This window comes from Streptomyces sp. NPDC052299, from assembly GCF_040679335.1.
GTDB lineage: Bacteria > Actinomycetota > Actinomycetes > Streptomycetales > Streptomycetaceae > Streptomyces.
In genome coordinates this window covers 341,317-362,775 of record NZ_JBFAUP010000006.1, presented here as the reverse complement: position 1 = coordinate 362,775, position 21,459 = coordinate 341,317, and the positions used below count along the sequence as shown (strand labels likewise).

The following is a 21,459-nucleotide window of genomic DNA, read 5'->3' as shown; positions in this document are numbered from 1 at the left end:
CTACTGCCACCTGAAGGTGCGGATGGCGGTCCACCCGGCCGCGAGGGCCCAGGCGGCGACAGCACCGAGGTAGGCCCAGCTCGGCCAGGAGCCACGGGCGGCCTGGTCCAGGGCCTGGGAGGCGGCGCCGAAGGGGGTGGCCTGGACGACGCGGCGCAGGGCGTCGGGCATGGCCTGGACGGGGACCCAGACGCCCGCCGTGAACATCATGGAGAAGTAGACGAGCGAGCCCGCGGCGGCGGCGATCTTCGTCGTGCGCGACAGCGCGCAGATCAGCGAGCCGATGGCCAGGACGCAGGCGACCGCGAGCAGGAGCGCCAGCAGATAGCCGAACGGCTGTTTGGGCAGCCGCACCCCGTAGGCGGTCCGCCCCACGGTGACGACCAGCAGGGAGGAGACGAGCGCGGCCGCGCCGTGCAGCGCGATCTGGGCGCCGAGCAGCGCGGCGGGCCGCACCGGTGTGGTGGACATGCGGCGCAGGATGCCGCGTTCGCGGTAGCCGGTGAGCACGGGCGGCATCGCCTGGAGCCCGGACATGATCATGGCGAGCAGCACCGCGACGGGCACGTACAGATCGATGACGCGCCGGCCGCCGAGCCCGTCGTCGTGCTCCCGGAAGGACGGGACGAGGCCGAGGATCACCAGGAGCGCGGCCGGGAAGACGATGATCCAGAAGAGGCTGCCGGGTTCGCGCAGGAAGAGCCGGGTCTCCGCCTTGAGGACGGCGAGCGTCGCGCCGGGCACGGTGGCGCGGGGCGCGGGGGCGGTGGGTGCGGTGTGCGCTGTGGCCATGGCCATCTCAGGCAGCCCGTTCTGTGCGGCCGGGCCCGTCGGCGGGGCCGGTGAGGTCGAGGAAGGCGTCGTCCAGGGTGGCCTCGGAGACGCGCAGGCGGTGGGCGGTGACGCGGAGCCGGGCCAGCAGCGAGATCACGGCGTTGACGGTCTCGTCGGTGCCGTTGATGACGACCCGGCCGTCCTCGGTCTCGCACGACACCGCACCGGGCAGGCCGGCGAGTTCCGCCGCGGGCAGCGGTGCGGAGGGCGTGAAGGAGATGACGGTGGAGCCGTCGGCGCCGGCGACGAGACCGGCCGGGGTGTCGAGCGCGACGACGCGCCCCCGGTCGATGACGGCGATGCGGTCGCAGAGGCGCTGGGCCTCTTCCATGAAGTGGGTGACGAGCACGACGGTGACGCCGCCGTCCCGGACGTCCTCGATCAGCTGCCAGGTGTCGCGCCGGGCGCGCGGGTCCAGGCCGGTGGTCAGCTCGTCCAGGATGACCACGCGGGGCCGGCCGACGAGGGCGAGCGCGATGGACAGCCGCTGCTTCTGACCGCCGGAGAGGCGGTGGAAGCGGGTGTCCAGCTTGGCGCCCAGGCCCAGCCGTTCGGCGAGCGGGCGCCAGTCGGCGAGCCGGGGGTAGAAGGCGCTGTATAGGTCCAGGGCCTCGCGCACGGTGATCCTGGTCTGGAGTTCGCTCTCCTGGAGCTGGGTGCCGAGCAGTCCGGTCACCCGGTCGCGGTCGGCGACCGGGTCGAGCCCGGCGACCCGGACGGTGCCCGCGTCGGGGACCCGCAGACCCGCGACGCACTCGACGGTGGTGGTCTTGCCCGCGCCGTTGGGGCCGAGAATCCCGAAGATCTCCCCCTCTTCGACGGCGAAGCTCACGCCGTCGACCACGGGGCGGCCGGCGTAGGACTTGCGCACCCCGTTCGCTTCGATGATTGCCATGGCACCGAGCATCCGCCCGCCGGGCCCGCCCCGGTATCGGCCATCGCGCTCGAACCGGCATCGGCCGATCGGTTGATGTCCCCTACGACCCCTACGGGGCGCGCGGTCGTCGGTGCGCCGGGGGCGGGATAAAACCGCAGGACCGATATCCGGACGGACCGTAGGCTCCTCCCTGATGCGCCAGGAACATGTAGAACCCAAGGACCGGTCGGCCGTGCGCTCCCTGCTGCGGTTGTGGCCGTACGTGAAGCCCGTACGGGTCCGGCTCTTCGGGGCCGCCCTGGTGGCGATCGTCGCCTCCTGTCTGGGCCTGGTGATCCCGCTCGTCCTGAAGTGGATCGTGGACGGCCCGGTCGCGGACGGGGACCCGGGCGGGGTCTGGCTCGGCGCGCTGTACCTGCTGCTCCTGGGGATCACCGAAGCGGTGCTGTTCGGGGTGCGGCGGTGGATGGTGGCGCGTCCGCTGGCCGGGGTCGAGGCGTCGATGCGGGCGGACCTCTACCGGCACCTCCAGCGGCTGCCCGTGGCCTTCCACGACCGGTGGCCCTCGGGGCAGTTGCTCTCGCGCGGGACGACCGACCTGATGATGGTCCGGATGTTCCTGGCCTTCCCGCTGACCTTCCTGCTGGTCAACGCGACCACGATCCTCGTCGGTTTCGTGGTCCTGCTGTTCCAGGAGTGGACGCTCGGCCTGGTGCTGCTCGCCCCGGTCGTCCCGCTCGTGATCGTCTGCTCGGCCTTCGAGGCGAAGTACGCCGCCGTCGCGCGCCGCGCCCAGGACCAGGTCGGCGACCTGACCACCGTGGTCGAGGAGAGCGTGCTCGGCATCCGCATCATCAAGGGCTTCGGACGCCACCGCAGCCAGTCCGACGCCTTCCGGGCACTCGCCGGGAAGCTGCGCGGCACGGAGCTGGTCAAGGCCCGGCTGCTCGCGCGGATCTGGACCCTCATCACCACGCTCCCCGAACTCGCCATCGGGGCCGCCCTGGTGTTCGGCACGATCGAGGTCGCCGACGGCGGCCTCTCGGCGGGCACCCTGGTCGCCTTCCTCTCCACGGCGCTCGCGCTGCGCTGGCCCGTGGAGTCGATCGGCTTCCTGCTGGCGATGAGCCAGGAGGCGGCCACGGCGACCGAACGGTACTTCGAGGTGATGGACGCCGAGGAGGAGGACGACACCGGGCAGCCGGCCTCGCACGGGGAACCCGGGGCGGGCGGCATGGTCTTCGAGGGCGTCGGATTCCGCTATCCCGACGCGGAGGAGGGCTCGGCGCCGGTGCTGGACCGCGTCGACCTGCACGTCCGGCCCGGCGAGACCATGGCCCTGGTCGGCGCGACGGGGTCCGGCAAGACCACGCTCACCTCGCTGGTGCCCCGGCTGTACGAGGCGACGGCCGGGCGGATCACCCTGGACGGCGAGGACATCACCGCCATGCCGCGGGCCAGGCTGCGGGAGCTGGTGTCGGTGGCGTTCGAGGAGCCGACGCTGTTCTCGGCGAGCGTCGGGGAGAACGTGCTGATGGGTGCCGAGGGGGCCGGCGAGGAGGAGCTGCGGCGGGCGCTCTCGGTCGCCCAGGCCGACTTCGTGCGGGAGCTGCCGCACGGCGTGGACACGGAGGTCGGCGAGCAGGGCCTGAGCCTGTCCGGCGGCCAGCGCCAGCGCCTCGCCCTGGCCCGGGCGGTGGTGGGGCGGCCGCGCTTCCTGGTCCTCGACGACCCGCTCTCCGCGCTCGACGTGCACACGGAGGCCCTGGTGGAGGCGGCGCTCCGGCAGGTCCTGGCGGAGACGACGGCGGTGGTGGTCGCGCACCGGCCGTCGACCGTGATGCTCGCGGACCGGGTGGCACTGCTGTCCGGGGGCCGCATCAGCGCGATCGGCACCCATCAGGAACTCCTGCGCACCAACGCGGAGTACGCCTGGCTGATGTCGGGCGCGGGCACGTCGGGCGACGCGGCGGCCGAGGCCGTACCGGAGCAGCCCGTGCCCGACACCGACCGCACCGACCCCTTGGGCGCGAAGGCCCCTGCCGAGGAGGGCAGCACCCGATGACCAGCACCACGACCGGACGGCCCGCCGAGCCCGCCGAACCCGGCAGCCCGGAGGACCGGCGGACGGCCCCCGGGGACCCCTTCGACCGCGACGACCTGCCGACCCCGCGGGGCGCCACCCGGCAGCTGCTCGCCTCGCTGCTGCGGCCGATGCGGGGGCGGGTGGCCGCGTCCGCGCTGGCCATCCTGTTGCAGCAGGCCGCGGTGCAGGCCGGGCCGCTGCTGGTGGCGTACGCCATCGACAGCGGGGTGCCCGCCTTCCGGGACGACGACTACGGGCCGCTGATCGCCGTGGCGCTGGGCTACGCCCTCTGCTCGGTGTTCTCGGGCGCCCTGCAGTACGCGTTCATCCAGCTGTCCGCGCGGGTCAGCCAGGACGTCCTGCTGGACCTGCGCGGCCGGATCTTCCGCCACGCGCAGGCGCTGAGCGTGGACTTCCACGAGCGGTACACCTCGGGCCGGCTGATCTCGCGGTCCACGACCGACCTGGAGTCGCTGCGGGAGCTGCTGGAGGAGGGGCTGCAGGAGCTGATCCACATCGTCCTGTCGTTCGCGTCCATCGCCGTGGTGCTGCTCTGGCTGGACCTGGCGACGGGCGCGGCGGCGGTGGCGTCCTTCCTGCCGCTGTATCTGCTGGTGCGGCTCTACCGGAAGCGCTCCTCGGTGATCTTCGCGGCCCGTTCGACGGCGATCGCCTCGGTCGTCGTGAAGTTCGCGGAGACCATGAACGGCATCCGGCCGGTCCAGGCGTTCCGCCGCGAGCCGGTGAACGACGCGGCCTTCCTGGAGCTGAACACGCGGCACCGGGCCGCCAACGGCGACGCGATGCTGGAGAACGCGCGGTACGTCGTCGGGTCGCGGCTCGTCGCCAACACCGCGGTGGCCGGAATCGTGCTGTGGGGCGCCTATCGCGTGGCGGACGGCGGTCTCGCGCTGGGGGTGCTGGCCGCGGTGGTGCTCTATCTGCGGCGGCTGTACGACCCGATCGACCGGCTCAGCATGTTCCTCAACTCCTTCGAGTCCGCGGCGGCCTCGCTGACGAAGATCGCCGGGCTGCTGGCCCAGGCGCCGACGGTCCCGGAGGCGCTGGAGCCCCGTGCGCTGCCGCCCGGGGCCGGGGACCGGCCGGGCCGCGAGGTCGTCTTCGACGGGGTGAGCTTCGGATACCGGACGGGCGGCGAGGTGCTGCCCCGGTTCGACCTGACGATCCCGGCCGGGCAGACGGTGGCCGTGGTCGGCTCCACGGGGGCCGGCAAGTCGACGCTCGCCAAACTGCTGGCCCGGTTCTACGACCCGAGCGCGGGCCGGGTCCTGCTGGACGGCACCGACCTGCGCGACCTGGCCACGCCCGAACTGCGGCGCGGGGTCGTGATGGTGACCCAGGAGGCGTTCCTGTTCTCCGGGACGGTCGCGGAGAACATCGCCATCGGCCGCCCGGAGGCGAGCCGCGAGGAGATCGAGCGGGCCGCGAAGGCGATCGGCGCGCACGACTTCATCGCCGGTCTGCCCGACGGCTACGACACCGACGTACGCAAGCGGGGCGGCCGGATCTCCGCGGGGCAGCGGCAGTTGGTGGCCTTCGCCCGGGCGCTGCTGGCCGACCCGGCGGTGCTGATCCTGGACGAGGCGACCAGTTCGCTGGACATCCCCGGTGAGCGCGCGGTCCAGCAGGCCATGGACACGGTGCTGCACGGCCGCACCGCGGTGGTCATCGCGCACCGGCTCTCGACCGTGGAGGTCGCGGACCGGGTCCTCGTGATGGAGCGCGGGCGGATCGTGGAGGACGGCACGCCGGCCGAGCTGATCGCGGGCACGGGCCGCTTCGCCGGTCTGCACCGCGCCTGGCGGGAGAGCCTGGCCTGACGGCCCGGCACCGCCCCGGCCGTCCGCCCCTTTTGCACCGGGGGCGGGCGGCCGGATCGAGCCACGCCTGCCCACTGTCTCGACAGGTGGGAACTTTCCGCTTGTTCACATTCGCGTCGCACTCCGCTCCTCGGCGCGCAACCCCGACGGGCCCTGCGCTTTCGGGCGGCACAAGTTCCCGGACGACCCCTCGGCATGCCGGCACGACCACCCGCGAAACGTCCGCTTAACGAACACGCATCTTCTGGCAACGAACGAATTCCGGCCAAGTTGTTGACGCGGTCCTGACAGGGATGGCCGACTCCTGACACTCTTCACCCCGTTCCGCGCTCTGCTTGCTCTGCCCGGTCGGCTCACCCAGCCGCCGGTACCCCCCTCGCAGAAGGAGTCCGCGTGAGATCCACGCACAGCCGTCGTGCCACCGCGACCGGCGCCCTCATAGCCGCGACCGCCCTCCTCGCCGTGGGCGCCCAGACCGGATCGGCCTCCGCCGCCCCGGACCACGGCACCACCAGGACCGCCACCGCCGCCAAGGCGAACCCGGGCGCCCTGCCCAAGCGGCTCTCGCCCTCGCAGCGCGCCGAGCTGATCCGCGAGGCCAACGCGAGCCGGGCGGCCACGGCGAAGGAGCTCGGCCTCGGGTCCCAGGAGAAGCTCGTCGTCCGCGACGTCATCCAGGACAACGACGGCACCACGCACACCCGTTACGAGCGCACCTTCGACGGCCTCCCGGTCCTCGGCGGCGACCTGGTCGTCCAGGAGACCAAGGCCGGCGCGACGGAGAGCGTCGTCAAGGCGTCCCGCGCCACCACCGCGCAGCTGAAGGCCGTGAGCACGGTAGCGGACATCGCCCCGGCGGCGGCGACCAAGCAGGCGCTCGGTGCGGCCAAGGCGGCCGGTTCGGACCGGGCGGAGGCCGACAAGGCGCCCCGCAAGGTCGTCTGGATGGCCTCCGGCACCCCGCAGCTGGCGTACGAGACGGTGGTCGGCGGCCTCCAGGAGGACGGCACCCCGAACGCGCTGCACGTCATCACGGACGCCTCCACCGGAGCGAAGCTCTACGAGTGGCAGGCCATCGAGAACGGCGTCGGCAACACCGAGTACAGCGGCCAGGTCACCCTGGGGACCTCCGGGTCGTCCGGCTCGTACAACCTGACCGACACCGCGCGCGGCAGCCACAAGACGTACAACCTGAACCACGGCACGTCCGGCAAGGGCACCCTCTTCACCGGCGCCGACGACGTCTGGGGCAACGGCAGCGCGTCGAACGCGGAGACCGCCGCGGCGGACGCCCACTACGGCGCGGCCGAGACCTGGGACTACTACAAGAACGTGCACGGCCGCACCGGCATCAAGGGTGACGGCGTCGGCGCGTACTCCCGCGTCCACTACGGCAACAACTACGTGAACGCGTTCTGGGACGACAGCTGCTTCTGCATGACGTACGGCGACGGCAGCGGCAACGCCAACCCGCTGACCGCGCTGGACGTGGCGGCCCACGAGATGAGCCACGGCGTCACCTCGAACACGGCCGGCCTCAACTACAGCGGCGAGTCCGGCGGCCTCAACGAGGCGACCAGCGACATCTTCGCCACCGCCGTCGAGTTCTACTCCAACACCTCGGCCGACCCGGGTGACTACCTGATCGGCGAGAAGATCGACATCAACGGCGACGGCACGCCGCTGCGCTACCAGGACAAGCCGAGCCGCGACGGCATCTCCAAGGACGCCTGGTACTCGGGCATCGGCAACATCGACGTGCACTACTCGTCGGGCCCGGCCAACCACTTCTTCTACCTGCTGTCCGAGGGCAGCGGCGCGAAGACCATCAACGGCGTCAGTTACAACTCCCCCACCTCGGACGGCCTGCCGGTGACCGGCATCGGCCGCGCGAAGGCGGAGCAGATCTGGTTCAAGGCGCTGACCACCAAGTTCACCTCCACCACCAACTACGCGGGCGCCCGGACCGGCACCCTCGCGGCGGCCGGTGAGCTGTACGGCACGACCAGCGCCGAGTACAAGGCCGTCCAGGACGCCTGGGCCGGCATCAACGTCGGTGCGCGCTCCGGCGGCACCGACCCCGGCACCGGCACCGTCTTCGAGAACTCCACCGCGGTCTCCATCCCTGACGCCGGCTCCGCCGTCACCAGCTCGGTCACCGTCACCGGCCGCACCGGCAACGCCCCGAGCACCCTCAAGGTCGGTGTGGACATCACCCACACCTACCGCGGTGACCTGGTCATCGACCTGGTCGCGCCGGACGGCAGCACCTACCGTCTGAAGAACTCGTCCTCCACCGACTCGGCGGACAACGTCCAGACCACCTACACGGTCAACGCCTCGTCGGAGGTCGCCAACGGCACCTGGAAGCTGAAGGTCCAGGACGTCTACAGCGGGGACACCGGGAAGATCAACAGCTTCAAGCTGACCTTCTGAACCCCCGCCGCGCCACCCCCCCACCGCGCGGGTCACCGCATGACCCGCCGCTGACACGGAACCGCCCGGGAGGAGACAGCGCCCCGGGCGGTTCCGGCATGCCGGGCGGAGGTCAGCGCAGCAGCACGCCGCCGCCGTCACCCGTGGCCCCGGTCGGCTGCGCGACCAGGCCGAGTTCCGCGCCGCTCGCCAGCAGCCGGTGGGCGGGCAGCACGCGCACGGTGTAGCCGTACGGCCCCGTGCGGTCCAGGGCGAGCGGGCCCTCGTACAGCCAGTGGCCCTCCAGGTCCTGACCGCCCGCCGGCTTCAGCGGGAAGACCTGGGCGTCCGAGATCGCGTCGGCCGAGTCGACCCGTCCGGCCACCGCCTGCACCTCCACGTCGTCCGGCGCCAGCGCGCCCAGCGAGACCCGGACCCGCAGCGCCAGGGTGGACCCCAGCTCCGCCGTCGCACCGGAGGCGGTCGGTGTCACCGCCTCCACGTGGTCGACGGCCACCCTCGGCCAGGCGGCCCGGACCTTCGCCTTCCAGCCCGCCAGCTCCCGCGCCCGGGGCACGTCCAGCGAGCGCTGGGCGAGCGCGGCGGGGGCGTACAGCCGCTCCACGTACTCCGCGACCATGCGGTCGGCCAGCACCTTGGGCCCCAGGGTGCCCATCGTGCGGCGGACCATCTCGATCCAGCGGCCGGGCAGCCCCTCGTCCCCGCGCTCGTAGAAGTGCGGGGCGACCCGCTCCTCGATCAGCTCGTACAGGGCGTTCGCCTCCAGGTCGTCGCGCCGGTCCTCGTCCAGCGCGGCGCCCTCGGCCGTCGGGATCGCCCAGCCGAAGTCCGGCTCGAACCACTCGTCCCACCAGCCGTCCAGCACGGAGAGGTTGAGACAGCCGTTGAGCGCGGCCTTCATCCCGCTCGTGCCGCACGCCTCCAGCGGGCGCAGCGGGTTGTTCAGCCAGACGTCGCAGCCCGGGTAGAGCTTCTGGGCCATCGCCATCCCGTAGTCGGGCAGGTAGGCGATCCGGTGCCGGACCCGGGCGTCGTCGGCGAACCTGACGAGCTCCTGGATCAGCCGCTTCCCGCCGTCGTCGGCCGGGTGGGCCTTGCCCGCGACGACGATCTGGACCGGCCGCTCCGGATGCAGCAGCAGCGCCCGCAGCCGGTCCCGGTCCCGCAGCATCAGCGTCAGCCGCTTGTACGAGGGGACGCGGCGGGCGAAGCCGATGGTGAGGACGTCCGGGTCGAGCACGCCGTCGATCCAGCCGAGCTCGGCGGGCTGGGCGCCCCGGTGGCGCCAGGAGGCGTGCAGCCGCTGCCGGACCTCGGCCACCAGCTGTTCGCGCAGGGTGCGGCGCAGGTCCCAGAGCCGGCGGGCCGGGATGTCCGCGACGGAGTCCCAGCGGCCCGGGGAGCCCCCCGACTCGGCACGCAGCCGGTAGACCTCCGGGGCGACCCAGGTCGGTGCGTGGACTCCGTTGGTGACGGAGGTGATCGGGACCTCCGTCGCGTCGAAGCCCGGCCAGAGCCCGGCGAACATCTCCCGGCTGACCGCGCCGTGCAGCGTGGAGACGCCGTTGGCGCGCTGGGCCAGCCGCAGCCCCATGACCGCCATGTTGAACACGCCCGGGTCGCCGCCGGGGTAGGTCTCGGCGCCGAGTTCCAGGACGCGTTCGGCGGGGACGCCGGGGAGTTCGCCGTCCTCGCCGAAGTGCCGGGCGACGAGTTCGCGGTCGAACCGGTCGATTCCGGCCGGGACCGGGGTGTGGGTGGTGAAGACGGTGCCGGCCCGGGCGGACTCCACCGAGGCGTCGAAGTCCAGCCCGGTCGCGACGAGTTCGCGGATGCGCTCCAGGCCGAGGAAGCCGGCGTGGCCCTCGTTGGTGTGGAAGACCTCGGGGGCCGCGTGGCCGGTGAGCCGGCAGTACGCGCGCACGGCGCGGACGCCGCCGATGCCCAGCAGCATCTCCTGGAGCAGCCGGTGCTCGCTGCCGCCGCCGTAGAGCCGGTCGGTGACCTCGCGTTCGCCGGGGGCGTTCTCCTCGACGTCGGAGTCGAGCATGAGCAGGGGGACCCGGCCGACGTGGGCCTGCCAGATCTGGGCGTGCAGGGTCCGGCCGCCGGGGAGGTCCAGGACGACCTGGCTCGGAGTGCCGTCGGCCTCGCGGATCAGGGTGAGCGGCAGCTCGTTGGGGTCGAGGACGGGGTAGTGCTCCTGCTGCCAGCCGTCCCGGGACAGGCTCTGCCGGAAGTAGCCGTGGCGGTAGAGCAGCCCGACGCCGATGAGGGGCACGCCCAGGTCGCTGGCGGCCTTGAGGTGGTCCCCGGCGAGGATGCCGAGCCCGCCGGAGTACTGGGGCAGCGCGGCGGTCACCCCGAATTCCGGTGAGAAGTAGGCGATGGCGGCGGGGAGCGCGTCGTCCTGCTCGCGCCGCTCCTGGTACCAGCGGGGGCCCTGGAGGTAGGCGCGGAGGCCGGCGGACGCCTCGGCGAGCCGGCGCAGGAACGGTTCGTCCCGGGCGAGCTCGGCGAGCCGCCCCGCGGACACGGAGCCGAGCAGGCGTACGGGGTCGCACTCCGCGCCGGAGCCGGCCGCCGGGTCGACGGCCCGGAAGAGCTCGCGGGTCTCGGTGTGCCAGGACCAGCGCAGGTTCCGCGCCAGGCCGCTGAGGGGTTGGAGGGAGTCCGGAAGGACGGGACGCACGGTGAATCGACGAATGGCCTTCACGCATTCCACCTTTACAGGGGACGTACGAATCCGAGCGGGACGCACCTCCATGTGCGCCGCTCCGTCACCCTCGACGGTAGCCGTGTCCCCGGCGGGCCGGACACGGCGCCCGGATTTCCCGTGCTCCTCCCCCGTCCCGGCAGGCTTCACCGGGCCCGCACGTCACAGGCGTAATGGCCGATTCCTTCTCCTCATTCGGTCTTGTGGGCCTTCGCGGCACAGGGAAAGCTGCCGGGTGGCGCCCATTCCCACATCCCCGTACGACCGAGCAGATGACATATCACCGGATTGGCCCACCACATGGCGGGGAAAGGCTTCTCCGGCACGCATGTGATTCATTGCCTGGCCCTCGGTGATCGGTCCCCCCGGTTCGTATACGACCTGTTTGGACTGCCATTCGAGTGAACGCGCACAGGAGCGGCCATGCCCACACCCCACCAGTCATCCATTGAGCGGCTAGAAAGGACGCATCCCCACCTTCGCGGCGCGCGCGTTCAGCCTTCGGCGCACGCTGCCCACTTTGCCGAGTCCGAGCTCCAGCCCCCAGGTGATTCCATGATCGGTCGCATTCCCGTTCTCGACGTCCATCCGCTCGTCGACTGCGGCAGAAGGCCCGCCAAGGCCGTTGCGGGTGAGACCTTCCAGGTCACCGCGACCGTCTTCCGCGAGGGCCACGACGCGGTGGCCGCCAATGTGGTGCTGCGCAGCCCGAGCGGGCGTCCGGGCCCCTGGACGCCGATGCGCGAGCTGGCGCCGGGCACCGACCGCTGGGGCGCCGAGGTCACCCCGGACTCCGAGGGCCGCTGGACGTACACGGTCGAGGCCTGGAGCGACCCGGTCGCCACCTGGCGCCACGCCGCGGGGATCAAGATCCCGGCGGGCATCGACACCGCGCTGGTCCTCGCCGAGGGCGCCGAGCTGTACGAGCGCGCCGCCGAGGGCGTCCCGAAGCGCGACGGCCGGGAGGCGGTGCTCGCGGCGGTGGACGCGCTGCGCGACGAGTCCCGGCCGGCCGAGGCGCGCCTCGCGGCCGCCCTGGCACCGGAGGCCCGGGCGGCGCTGGACCGCCACCCGCTGCGCGAGCTGGTCACCGCATCCCGTCCGCACCCGCTGGTGGTGGAGCGCCGGCGCGCCCTGTACGGCTCCTGGTACGAGCTGTTCCCGCGCTCCGAGGGCGCCCGGTACGAGACCCCGAAGCCGCGCAAGGGCCGGGGTGCCAAGGCCGCCGAGCCGCAGCGGCCGCGGCTCGTCAGCGGCACCTTCCGGACGGCGGCCGAGCGGCTTCCGGCGGTCGCCGCGATGGGCTTCGACGTGGTCTACCTGCCGCCCATCCACCCCATCGGCACGACGCACCGCAAGGGCCCGAACAACTCGCTGACGCCCGGCCCGCACGACGTGGGGGTGCCCTGGGCGATCGGTTCGGCGGAGGGCGGGCACGACGCGGTCCACCCGGATCTGGGCACGCTGGAGGACTTCGTCCATTTCGTGGAGACGGCCCGCAACCTGCGCCTCGAAGTGGCCCTGGATTTCGCCCTCCAGTGCTCGCCGGACCATCCGTGGGTGGAGAAGCACCCCGAGTGGTTCCAGCACCGGGCGGACGGTTCGATCGCGTACGCGGAGAATCCGCCGAAGAAATACCAGGACATCTACCCGATCGCCTTCGACAAGGATCTTCCGGGCATCGTCGCGGAGAGCGTCCGCATCCTGCGGTTCTGGATGGAGCGTGGGGTACGGATCTTCCGCGTCGACAATCCGCACACCAAACCGGTGATCTTCTGGGAGAAGGTCATCGCGGAGATCAACCGCACCGATCCCGATGTGATCTTCCTGGCCGAGGCATTCACCCGGCCGGCGATGATGCGCACCCTGGGCGCCATCGGGTTCCAGCAGTCGTACACGTATTTCACCTGGCGGAACACCCGTCAGGAACTCACCGACTACGTGACCGAACTGGCCGGTGAGACCGCCGCGTTCATGCGGCCGAATTTCTTCGTGAACACCCCCGACATCCTTCCGGGATACCTTCAGGAGGGCGGCAGGCCCGCCTTCGAGGCCAGGGCGGTGCTCGCGGCGACCCTTTCCCCCTCCTGGGGGGTGTACGCGGGGTTCGAGCTGTGCGAGAACACCCCGGTCCAGCACGGCAGTGAGGAGTACCTCGACTCGGAGAAGTACGAAATCCGGCCCAGGGACTGGGAAGCCGCAGAGCGTGAGGGCCGTTCGCTCGCCCCGCTCATCACCTCGCTCAACCGGATCAGGCGCCGCCACCCGGCCCTGCAGCAGCTGCGTGACGTGCACTTCCACGCGTCGGACAACGACGCGGTGATCGCGTACAGCAAGCGTTCCGGTTCGAACATCCTTCTGGTGGTCGTCAACCTCGACCCGCACCACACCCAGGAGGCGACCGTCTCGTTGGACATGCCGCAACTCGGCCTCGACCGGCACGAGAGCGTGCCGGTGCGCGACGAGCTCACCGGCACTTCCTATCACTGGGGCAGGACGTTCTACGTGCGCCTGGAGCCGGGCGTCACGCCCGCGCACATCGCCGTCCTGCGACCGTCCCCGCCGACCGGAGGGTCACCCACACCATGATCGTCAATGAGCCCGTCCACGACACGTTCGAGGACACCCCGGCCAAGGACCGCGATCCCGACTGGTTCAAGCGTGCCGTCTTCTACGAGGTACTCGTCCGGTCCTTCCAGGACTCCAACGGCGACGGCATCGGAGACCTGAAGGGGCTCACCGCCAAGCTCGACTACCTCCAGTGGCTGGGGGTCGACTGCCTCTGGCTGCCGCCCTTCTTCAAGTCACCGCTGCGCGACGGCGGTTACGACGTCTCCGACTACACCGCCGTGCTGCCGGAGTTCGGCGACCTCGCCGACTTCGTGGAGTTCGTGGACGCCGCGCACCAGCGCGGCATGCGCGTGATCATCGACTTCGTCATGAACCACACCAGCGACCAGCACGAGTGGTTCCAGCAGTCCCGGACCGACCCCGACGGGCCGTACGGCGACTACTACGTCTGGGCCGACGACGACAAGCAGTTCCAGGACGCCCGGATCATCTTCGTGGACACCGAGACGTCCAACTGGACCTTCGACCCGGTGCGCAAACAGTACTACTGGCACCGGTTCTTCTCGCACCAGCCCGACCTCAACTACGAGAACCCGGCGGTGCAGGAGGAGATCATCTCCGCGCTCCGCTTCTGGCTGGACCTGGGCATCGACGGCTTCCGCGTCGACGCGGTGCCCTACCTCTACCAGCGCGAGGGCACCAACTGCGAGAACCTGCCGGAGACCCACAACTTCCTCAAGCGGGTCCGCAAGGAGATCGACGCCAACTACCCGGACACCGTCCTGCTCGCCGAGGCCAACCAGTGGCCCGAGGACGTCGTGGACTACTTCGGCGACTACGGGTCCGGCGGGGACGAGTGCCACATGGCGTTCCACTTCCCCGTGATGCCGCGCATCTTCATGGCCGTACGGCGCGAGAGCCGCTACCCGGTCTCCGAAATCCTGGCGAAGACCCCGGCGATCCCGGACAACTGCCAGTGGGGCATCTTCCTGCGCAACCACGACGAGCTGACGCTCGAAATGGTCACGGACGAAGAGCGCGACTACATGTACGCGGAGTACGCCAAGGACCCGCGGATGCGCGCCAACATCGGCATCCGCCGCCGGCTGGCGCCGCTGCTGGACAACGACCGCAACCAGATCGAGCTGTTCACCGGCCTGCTGCTCTCGCTGCCGGGCTCCCCGATCCTCTACTACGGGGACGAGATCGGGATGGGCGACAACATCTGGCTGGGCGACCGGGACGCCGTGCGCACCCCGATGCAGTGGACGCCGGACCGCAACGCCGGATTCTCCTCCAGCGATCCGGGGCGGCTCTACCTCCCCACGATCATGGACCCGGTCTACGGCTACCAGGTCACCAACGTCGAGGCGTCGATGGCCTCCCCGTCCTCACTGCTGCACTGGACCCGGCGGATGATCGAGATCCGCAAGCAGAACCCCGCGTTCGGCCTCGGCACCTACAACGAACTGCCGTCCTCGAACCCGGCCGTGCTCGCCTTCACCCGTGAGCACGGGGACGACCTCGTGCTGTGCGTCCACAACTTCTCGCGGTTCGCACAGCCGACGGAGCTCGACCTCAGGTCCTTCAACGGGCGTCATCCGGTGGAGCTGATCGGCGGGGTGCGCTTCCCCGCCATCGGTCAGTGGCCCTACCTGCTGACTCTCGCGGGACACGGCTTCTACTGGTTCCGGCTGCGCAAGGACGCGCCGCCGAGCTGACGCGTACGGCCCGGTGTGGGGCGGTTTCCACCGTCCCACACCGGGCACTCGCCCCCATACCGGGTGGTTCAGGAGGCTTCCTGGATTCTCCTGGCGTTTCTATCCCCTCATGTCGAGTCCGTACGGATCATCCTGACCCGACACGTCCCGCACAGCCGGACAGCCAATGCCGCAATCCGGGACACTCTTCGCATCCTGTGGTGTGCCCGGGGAAAGGACGCGATGCCATGTCGGAGGCTGCATCCGCTCAGGTCACCCTGGCGAACAGCACAGCCCTGATCCCGTCTCTCGGACCGCTGCTCCACGAATGGCTGCCCCGGCAGCGGTGGTTCGCGGGCAAGGGACGGCCCATCACCGCCTTCTCGCTCGTCTCGGCCACCGAGATACTGCCGGTGGACGGCGGCGACGGGGCGACCCCCGGGCTCCTGCACCTGCTGGTGCGGGTCCACCAGCCCACGATGCCCGCCCAGCCGCCCGTGGACTGCTACCAGTTGCTCCTCGGCGTCCGCTCCGCGCTGCCCCAGCACCTCGCGCCCGCCGCCATCGGCCGGGTGCCCGACGGCCCGCTGGCCGGGCTCGCGGTCTACGACGGGCTGCACGACGCGCGCCTCGCCTCACTGCTGCTGGAACGATTGCGCACCCCCGGCCGGCTCGGCGCGGTCCGCTTCGACCGGGGCGCGGAGCCGATCCCGGAGGACCTGCCGCCCCGGGTCCTCGACACCGAGCAGTCCAACTCCTCGCTGGTGTACGGCAACGCGTACATCCTGAAGATCTTCCGCCGGGTCTTCCCGGGCACCAACCCCGACCTGGAGCTGCCGCTCGCGCTCGCCCGCGAGGGGTGCGGGCGGGTCCCGGCCCCGGTCGCCTGGTTCGAGGCGGCGACGCCGGAGCGGCTGACGCTCGGGGTGCTCCAGCCCTTCCTGCGCGGCGCCCAGGACGGCTGGCAGCTGGCCCTGCGCGCCCTCGCCACCGGGCACGACTTCCTGGCCGAGGCGAGGGCGCTGGGCCGGGCCACCGCCGAGGTGCACACCGCGCTCGCCGCCGCCCTGCCCACCCCGGTGCTCCGCCGCTCCCAGACCGACGAGCTGGCCGCCGCCATGGTGGAGCGCCTGGAGGCCGCCGCCCACGCGGTCCCGGAGCTGGTCCCGTACGTCCCCGGGCTGCGCACCGCCTTCGACGCGGTCGCCGCGCTCGGGCACCGGGGGCGCAGCTGGGCCGCCCAGCGGGTGCACGGCGACCTCCACCTCGGCCAGACCCTGCGCGCCGCCGACGGCTTCTGGTCGCTGATCGACTTCGAGGGCGAGCCGGCCCGGCCGCTCCCGGAGCGCCGCAGCCCGCAGCCCCCGGTGCGCGATGTGGCCGGGATGCTGCGCTCCTTCGACTACGCGGCCCGCTCGCACCGGCCCTGGAAGCCCGAGTGGGCCGCCCGCTGCCGGGACGCCTACTGCGACGGCTACGCCGAGGCGGCGGGCACCGACCCGCGCGCCGAGCCGGAGCTGCTGCGCGCCCACGAGACCGACAAGGCGGTGTACGAGGTGCTGTACGAGGCCCGGCACCGGCCTGACTGGCTGCCGGTCCCGATGGCCGCGATCCACCGCCTGGCCTCGGTCTCCGGCTGAGGATGCCTCGTTCCCCGTACCGCCCCGCCAACACCTCCGAGGAGGCTGTCCCTGTGACCGCCCGCAAGCCGTCCCGCAAGTCCGAGCCCGCCGTCCCCACCACACCCGCCGTCTCCACCGCGCCCGCGGAGCTCCCGCTCGACGGGGAACCGATCGCCGCCACGCTGTCCTCACCGCAGGCCGGGCCGCCCGCGAAGAAGCGCGCCGCGAAGAAGACCCCCGCCACGGGGGCCGCCGCCCCGGCCAAGCGCGCGAGGAAGGCCGCCGTGCCGCCGGGGCCCCGCAGCGCCGGCAGCCAGGAGCTGCGCCCGGCCACCCCGCTGCACGACGCCGACCGGGGCCGGCTGCTGGCCGGCGAGCACCACGACCCGCACGGCCTGCTGGGCGCGCACCCGGTGGACGACGGGGTGGAGATCCGGGTGCTGCGCCCGTTCGCCCGGTCGGTCACCGTGCTCGCGAAGGGGCTGCGGGCGCCGCTGCACAGCGACGGGGACGGACTGTTCTCCGGGGTGCTGCCGCTGCCCTCGGTGCCGGAGTACCGGCTGCTGGTGGCGTACGACGACAACGAGATCGAGGTCCACGACCCGTACCGCTTCCTGCCGGCGCTCGGGGAGCTGGATCTGCACCTGATCCGGGAGGGCCGGCACGAGGAGCTGTGGACCGCGCTGGGGGCGCGGCCGATGGAGCACCAGGGGGTCGCCGGGACGCGGTTCACGGTGTGGGCGCCGAACGCCCGGGGCGTGCGGGTGTGCGGTGACTTCAACTACTGGGACGGCACGGGCCACCCCATGCGGTCGCTGGGCTCGTCCGGGGTGTGGGAGCTGTTCCTGCCGGGGACCGGGGAGGGCGCGCTGTACAAGTTCGACGTCTGCCGTCCCGACGGTTCGCACACGATGCGCTCGGACCCGATGGCCCGGCACACCGAGGTGCCGCCCGCCACCGCCTCGGTGGTGACGGCCGCGCACCACGTGTGGCAGGACCAGGAGTGGATGGCGAACCGCGGGAACGTGCCGGTGCACGAGGCGCCGTTCTCGGTGTACGAGGTGCACCTGCCGTCCTGGCGGCCCGGTCTCTCGTACCGGCAGCTGGCGGAGCAACTGCCCGCCTACGTCAAGGAGCTGGGCTTCACGCACGTCGAGCTGATGCCGGTGTCGGAGCACCCCTTCGGCGGCTCCTGGGGCTACCAGGTCACCGGCTTCTACGCGCCGACCTCCCGGATGGGCTCGCCGGACGACTTCCGCTTCCTGGTGGACGCGCTGCACCGGGCCGGGATCGGCGTGATCATGGACTGGGTGCCGGCGCACTTCCCGCGCGACGACTGGGCCCTCGCGGAGTTCGACGGCCGGCCGCTGTACGAGCACGAGGACCCGAGGCGGGCCGCGCACCCGGACTGGGGGACGCTGGAGTTCGACTACGGGCGGGCCGAGGTCCGTAACTTCCTGGTCGCCAACGCCACGTACTGGTGCGAGCAGTTCCACATCGACGGGCTTCGGGTGGACGCGGTCGCCTCCATGCTCTATCTGGACTACTCGCGCGAGGACGGCCAGTGGTCGCCCAACGAGTTCGGCGGGCGGGAGAACCTGGACGCGGTCGCCTTCCTCCAGGAGATGAACGCCACGGTCTACCGGCGCAATCCGGGCGTGGTCACCATCGCCGAGGAGTCGACGGCCTGGGACGGCGTGACCCGGGCCACCGACCACGGAGGGCTCGGCTTCGGGCTGAAGTGGAACATGGGCTGGATGCACGACTCGCTGGTGTACGTCTCCAAGGAGCCGGTGCACCGCAAGTACCACCACAACGAGATGACGTTCTCGATGGTGTACGCGTACAGCGAGAACTACGTGCTGCCGATCTCGCACGACGAGGTGGTGCACGGCAAGCAGGCGCTGGTCTCCAAGATGCCCGGCGACTGGTGGCAGCAGCGCGCCAACCACCGCGCCTACCTGGGCTTCATGTGGGCCCATCCGGGCAAGCAACTGCTTTTCATGGGCCAGGAGTTCGCGCAGGGCGCGGAGTGGTCGGAGGGCCACGGCCCGGACTGGTGGCTGCTGGACCCGTCGTACGAGGCGGCCGGCGACCACCGCGGGGTGCGGGACCTGGTGGGCGACCTCAACCGGGTGTACGCGGCGACGCCCGCGCTCTGGCAGCGCGACACCCGCCCGGAGGGCTTCGCCTGGGTGGACGGGGGCGCTGCGGAGGACAACGTGTTCGCCTTCCTGCGCCACGACGCGAAGGGCGCGCCGCTGCTGGCGGTCTCCAACTTCTCGCCGGTGGTGCGGCACGACTACCGGCTCGGGGTGCCCGAGGGGCCCCGGCTGTGGGCGGAGGTCCTGAACACGGACGCGGCCCGGTACGGGGGCGGCGGGGTGGTCAACGAGGAGCCGCTGAAGCCGGAGGACGTCCCGTCGCACGGCAGGCCGTCGAGCGTGTCGCTGACGCTGCCGCCGCTGGCGACGGTGTGGTTCAAACCGGCGTGACGCGGTGACGCGACGAGGGGGCGGGGCCGCGGTGGCCCCGCCCCCTCGGGCGGTTCAGAGGACATCCTCCAGCTCCTGGAGGAGCCGCCGCTTCGGGCGGGCGCCGACCAAGGACTTCACCGGTTCGCCGTTCCGGAACACCATCAGGGTCGGCATCGAGAGGACGCCGTACCGGGTGCTGGTCCCCGGGTTGCGGTCGACGTCGATCTGGACGACGCGGAGCCGTTCGCGCTCCTCCTCGGCGATGGCGCCCAGGACCGGGGCGAGCTGGCGGCAGGGGCCGCACCAGTCGGCGGTGAACTCCACCAGGACGGGCCGGGTCTCCCCCAGCACCTCGGCGTCGAAGGTCTCGTCGGTGAGCTCGTCGACGCCCGTGACGTGGATCATCTGTCATCCTCCCAGTTCGCAGCGTGGTTCGGGGCCGCCGGGCAGCTCGGCGGACGCCTCCAGCTCGGCGCGGGCCAGCTGGGCGCCCACCTCCGTGCGGACGGCCCGCAGCTGCTCGATGAGCCGGTCGAGCTCGTCGAGCTTGCGCCGGTAGACGGCGAGCGAGGCGGGACAGGCGTCCCCGGCGGGGTGCCCGGCGCGCAGGCACTCCACGAAGGGCCGGGTCTCCTCCAGGTCGAACCCGAAGTCCTGGAGGGTCCGGATCTGCTGGATCAGCCTGAGGTCGCCCTCGTCGTACGTGCGGTAGCCGTTCACCGCGCGCCGCGCGGGCAGCAGCCCGCGCGACTCGTAGTAGCGCAGCGTCCGCGTCGTCGTCCCGGCCCGTTCGGCCAGCTCCCCGATTCGCATACCGCGACCGTAATCCTTGACGCCGACGTCAAGGCAAGGGCGTCAGACCTTGCTGAGCGAGGGCCGGTCCTCGCCGCCGTCCCGGGCCTCGGGGACGTACGGCTCGGCGGGCCCCTCGTCGCTGAGCATCTTCTCGTCGAAGGGAATCGCGCCGGAGAGGACCTGGCCGACCCGTTCGCGGTCGATCTCCTTGGTCCAGGTGCCGACGAGGACCGTGGCGACCGCGTTGCCCGCGAAGTTGGTCAGGGCGCGGGCCTCGCTCATGAAGCGGTCGATGCCGACGATCAGGCCGACGCCGTCGACCAGTTCGGGGCGGTGCGACTGGAGGCCGCCGGCGAGGGTGGCGAGGCCGGCGCCCGTGACGCCCGCCGCGCCCTTGGAGGCGATGACCATGAAGACCAGCAGGGAGATCTGCTCGCCGATGCTCAGCGGGTCGCCGGTCGCGTTGGCGATGAACAGCGAGGCCATCGTGAGGTAGATCGCGGTGCCGTCCAGGTTGAAGGAGTAGCCGGTCGGCACGGTGATGCCGACGACGGGCTTGCTGACGCCCATGTGCTCCATCTTCGCGATCAGCCGGGGCAGCGCCGACTCCGAGGAGGAGGTGGACAGGATCAGCAGGAACTCGCGGCTGAGGTATCCCAGCAGCCTGAAGATGTTGATCCCCGCGACCAGGCGCAGGATCGCGCCGAGCACCACGAAGACGAAGAGCGCGCAGGTGACGTAGAAGCCGATCATGATGACCGCGAGGGACTTCAGCGCGTCCACGCCGGTCTCGCCGACCACCGCGGCCATCGCGCCGAACGCGCCGACGGGCGCCGCCCACATGATCATGGCGAGGATGCGGAAGACGAGGCGCTGGATGTGCCCGATGCCGCGCAGCACCGGCTCCCCGGCGGGTCCCAGGGCCTGCAGCGCGAAGCCCGCGAGCAGGGCGATCAGCAGGGTCTGGAGGACCTCGCCCTCGGTGAAGGCGGAGACCAGCGTGGTCGGGATGATGCCGAGCAGGAAGTCCGTGGTGGACTCGCCGGCCCCCTCGGCCTGCTTCTCACCGGCGGCCCGGACCGCTTCGGTGATGTGGAGCCCGGAGCCGGGCTCCAGGATGTTGCCGACGATCAGGCCGATGGCCAGCGCGACCGTGGACATGACCAGGAAGTAGCCGAGGGCGAGGCCGCCGACGGCGCCGACCTTGGCGGCCTTGCGGACCGAGCCGACGCCCAGGACGATCGTGCAGAAGATGATCGGCGAGATCATCATCTTGATGAGGTTCACGAACCCGGTGCCGATGGGCTTGAGTTCGACGGCGGCGTCGGGGGCGACGAAGCCCACGAGGATGCCGAGGCCCACGGCCACGATCACGGCGAGATACAGGTACTTCGTGCGGTCCGGCTTGCTGCGTTCCGCTTCGGCGGCGTTCACTGCCACGGGGGTCTCCTCGGGTCGTCGTCGTCCCACCCCCGTGCCGGGGGTCCCGGCGACTATCCCGCCC

The 21,459-nt window shown here is 71.8% G+C and carries 13 protein-coding genes; 7 read left to right on the top strand and 6 right to left on the bottom strand.

Annotated features, from left to right (window positions below; all coding sequences use genetic code 11):
• The gene (locus AB0L33_RS13460; RefSeq protein WP_365680700.1) at positions 1-792 is read right to left on the bottom strand and encodes an ABC transporter permease; all 792 of its coding nucleotides are present in this window, start codon (positions 790-792) and stop codon (positions 1-3) included.
• Positions 793-799: 7 nt separating this feature from the next.
• The gene (locus tag AB0L33_RS13455) at positions 800-1,729 is read right to left on the bottom strand and encodes an ABC transporter ATP-binding protein (protein ID WP_365680698.1); all 930 of its coding nucleotides are present in this window, start codon (positions 1,727-1,729) and stop codon (positions 800-802) included.
• 175 nt (positions 1,730-1,904) lie between these two features.
• On the opposite strand from AB0L33_RS13455, the gene AB0L33_RS13450 reads away from it, so the two are divergent.
• From AB0L33_RS13450 to AB0L33_RS13440, 3 genes are all read left to right on the top strand, one after another.
• Positions 1,905-3,776, top strand: coding sequence for an ABC transporter ATP-binding protein (locus tag AB0L33_RS13450; RefSeq protein ID WP_365680696.1), 1,872 nt, complete (start codon positions 1,905-1,907; stop codon positions 3,774-3,776).
• Positions 3,773-5,638, top strand: coding sequence for an ABC transporter ATP-binding protein (locus tag AB0L33_RS13445; protein ID WP_365680695.1), 1,866 nt, complete (start codon positions 3,773-3,775; stop codon positions 5,636-5,638). The genes AB0L33_RS13450 and AB0L33_RS13445 overlap by 4 nt, the downstream gene beginning before the upstream one ends.
• 393 nt (positions 5,639-6,031) lie before the next feature.
• On the top strand, positions 6,032-8,074 hold the full coding sequence (locus AB0L33_RS13440) for a M4 family metallopeptidase (RefSeq protein WP_365680693.1): 2,043 nt from the start codon (positions 6,032-6,034) through the stop codon (positions 8,072-8,074).
• A 112-nt stretch (positions 8,075-8,186) separates the two neighbouring features.
• On the opposite strand, the gene glgP is transcribed toward AB0L33_RS13440, so the two are convergent.
• The gene (gene glgP, locus AB0L33_RS13435; protein WP_365680691.1) at positions 8,187-10,790 is read right to left on the bottom strand and encodes an alpha-glucan family phosphorylase; all 2,604 of its coding nucleotides are present in this window, start codon (positions 10,788-10,790) and stop codon (positions 8,187-8,189) included.
• A 555-nt stretch (positions 10,791-11,345) separates the two neighbouring features.
• Here glgP and AB0L33_RS13430 point away from each other — a divergent pair.
• From AB0L33_RS13430 to glgB, 4 genes are all read left to right on the top strand, one after another.
• Positions 11,346-13,379 carry an alpha-1,4-glucan--maltose-1-phosphate maltosyltransferase gene (locus AB0L33_RS13430; protein WP_365680689.1) on the top strand — a complete coding sequence of 678 codons (2,034 nt, stop codon included), beginning with the start codon at positions 11,346-11,348 and terminating at the stop codon, positions 13,377-13,379.
• Complete coding sequence (gene treS, locus AB0L33_RS13425) at positions 13,376-15,082, top strand: maltose alpha-D-glucosyltransferase (protein WP_365680687.1); 1,707 nt, start codon at positions 13,376-13,378, stop codon at positions 15,080-15,082. The genes AB0L33_RS13430 and treS overlap by 4 nt, the downstream gene beginning before the upstream one ends.
• 227 nt (positions 15,083-15,309) lie before the next feature.
• Positions 15,310-16,701: a maltokinase gene (locus AB0L33_RS13420; RefSeq protein WP_365680685.1), complete on the top strand. Its 1,392-nt coding sequence runs from the start codon at positions 15,310-15,312 to the stop codon at positions 16,699-16,701.
• A gap of 53 nt (positions 16,702-16,754) precedes the next feature.
• Positions 16,755-19,178, top strand: coding sequence for a 1,4-alpha-glucan branching enzyme (glgB, locus tag AB0L33_RS13415; RefSeq protein ID WP_365680683.1), 2,424 nt, complete (start codon positions 16,755-16,757; stop codon positions 19,176-19,178).
• Positions 19,179-19,232: 54 nt separating this feature from the next.
• Here the strand turns inward: glgB and trxA are convergent, their stop codons facing one another.
• The 3 genes from trxA to AB0L33_RS13400 are packed head-to-tail and all read right to left on the bottom strand — an operon-like array spanning position 19,233 to position 21,389.
• Entirely contained in the window at positions 19,233-19,565 is a 333-nt protein-coding gene (gene trxA, locus AB0L33_RS13410; RefSeq protein WP_365680681.1) for a thioredoxin, read from the bottom strand.
• Between the two features lie 3 nt (positions 19,566-19,568).
• Positions 19,569-19,973 (bottom strand): MerR family transcriptional regulator, encoded by a 405-nt coding sequence (locus AB0L33_RS13405; protein WP_365680680.1) that lies wholly within the window; start codon positions 19,971-19,973, stop codon positions 19,569-19,571.
• Between the two features lie 42 nt (positions 19,974-20,015).
• Positions 20,016-21,389: a cation:dicarboxylase symporter family transporter gene (locus AB0L33_RS13400; protein ID WP_365680838.1), complete on the bottom strand. Its 1,374-nt coding sequence runs from the start codon at positions 21,387-21,389 to the stop codon at positions 20,016-20,018.
• Between the last annotated feature and the right edge of the window lie 70 nt (positions 21,390-21,459).

What these genes read in the sequence shown, in the direction of transcription:
- AB0L33_RS13460 (WP_365680700.1), bottom strand. Translation starts at nt 792, where the DNA reads ATGGCCACAGCGCACACCGCACCCACCGCCCCCGCGCCCCGCGCCACC.
- AB0L33_RS13455 (WP_365680698.1), bottom strand. Translation starts at nt 1,729, where the DNA reads ATGGCAATCATCGAAGCGAACGGGGTGCGCAAGTCCTACGCCGGCCGC.
- AB0L33_RS13450 (WP_365680696.1), top strand. Translation starts at nt 1,905, where the DNA reads ATGCGCCAGGAACATGTAGAACCCAAGGACCGGTCGGCCGTGCGCTCC.
- AB0L33_RS13445 (WP_365680695.1), top strand. Translation starts at nt 3,773, where the DNA reads ATGACCAGCACCACGACCGGACGGCCCGCCGAGCCCGCCGAACCCGGC.
- AB0L33_RS13430 (WP_365680689.1), top strand. Translation starts at nt 11,346, where the DNA reads ATGATCGGTCGCATTCCCGTTCTCGACGTCCATCCGCTCGTCGACTGC.
- treS (WP_365680687.1), top strand. Translation starts at nt 13,376, where the DNA reads ATGATCGTCAATGAGCCCGTCCACGACACGTTCGAGGACACCCCGGCC.
- AB0L33_RS13420 (WP_365680685.1), top strand. Translation starts at nt 15,310, where the DNA reads ATGTCGGAGGCTGCATCCGCTCAGGTCACCCTGGCGAACAGCACAGCC.
- trxA (WP_365680681.1), bottom strand. Translation starts at nt 19,565, where the DNA reads ATGATCCACGTCACGGGCGTCGACGAGCTCACCGACGAGACCTTCGAC.
- AB0L33_RS13405 (WP_365680680.1), bottom strand. Translation starts at nt 19,973, where the DNA reads ATGCGAATCGGGGAGCTGGCCGAACGGGCCGGGACGACGACGCGGACG.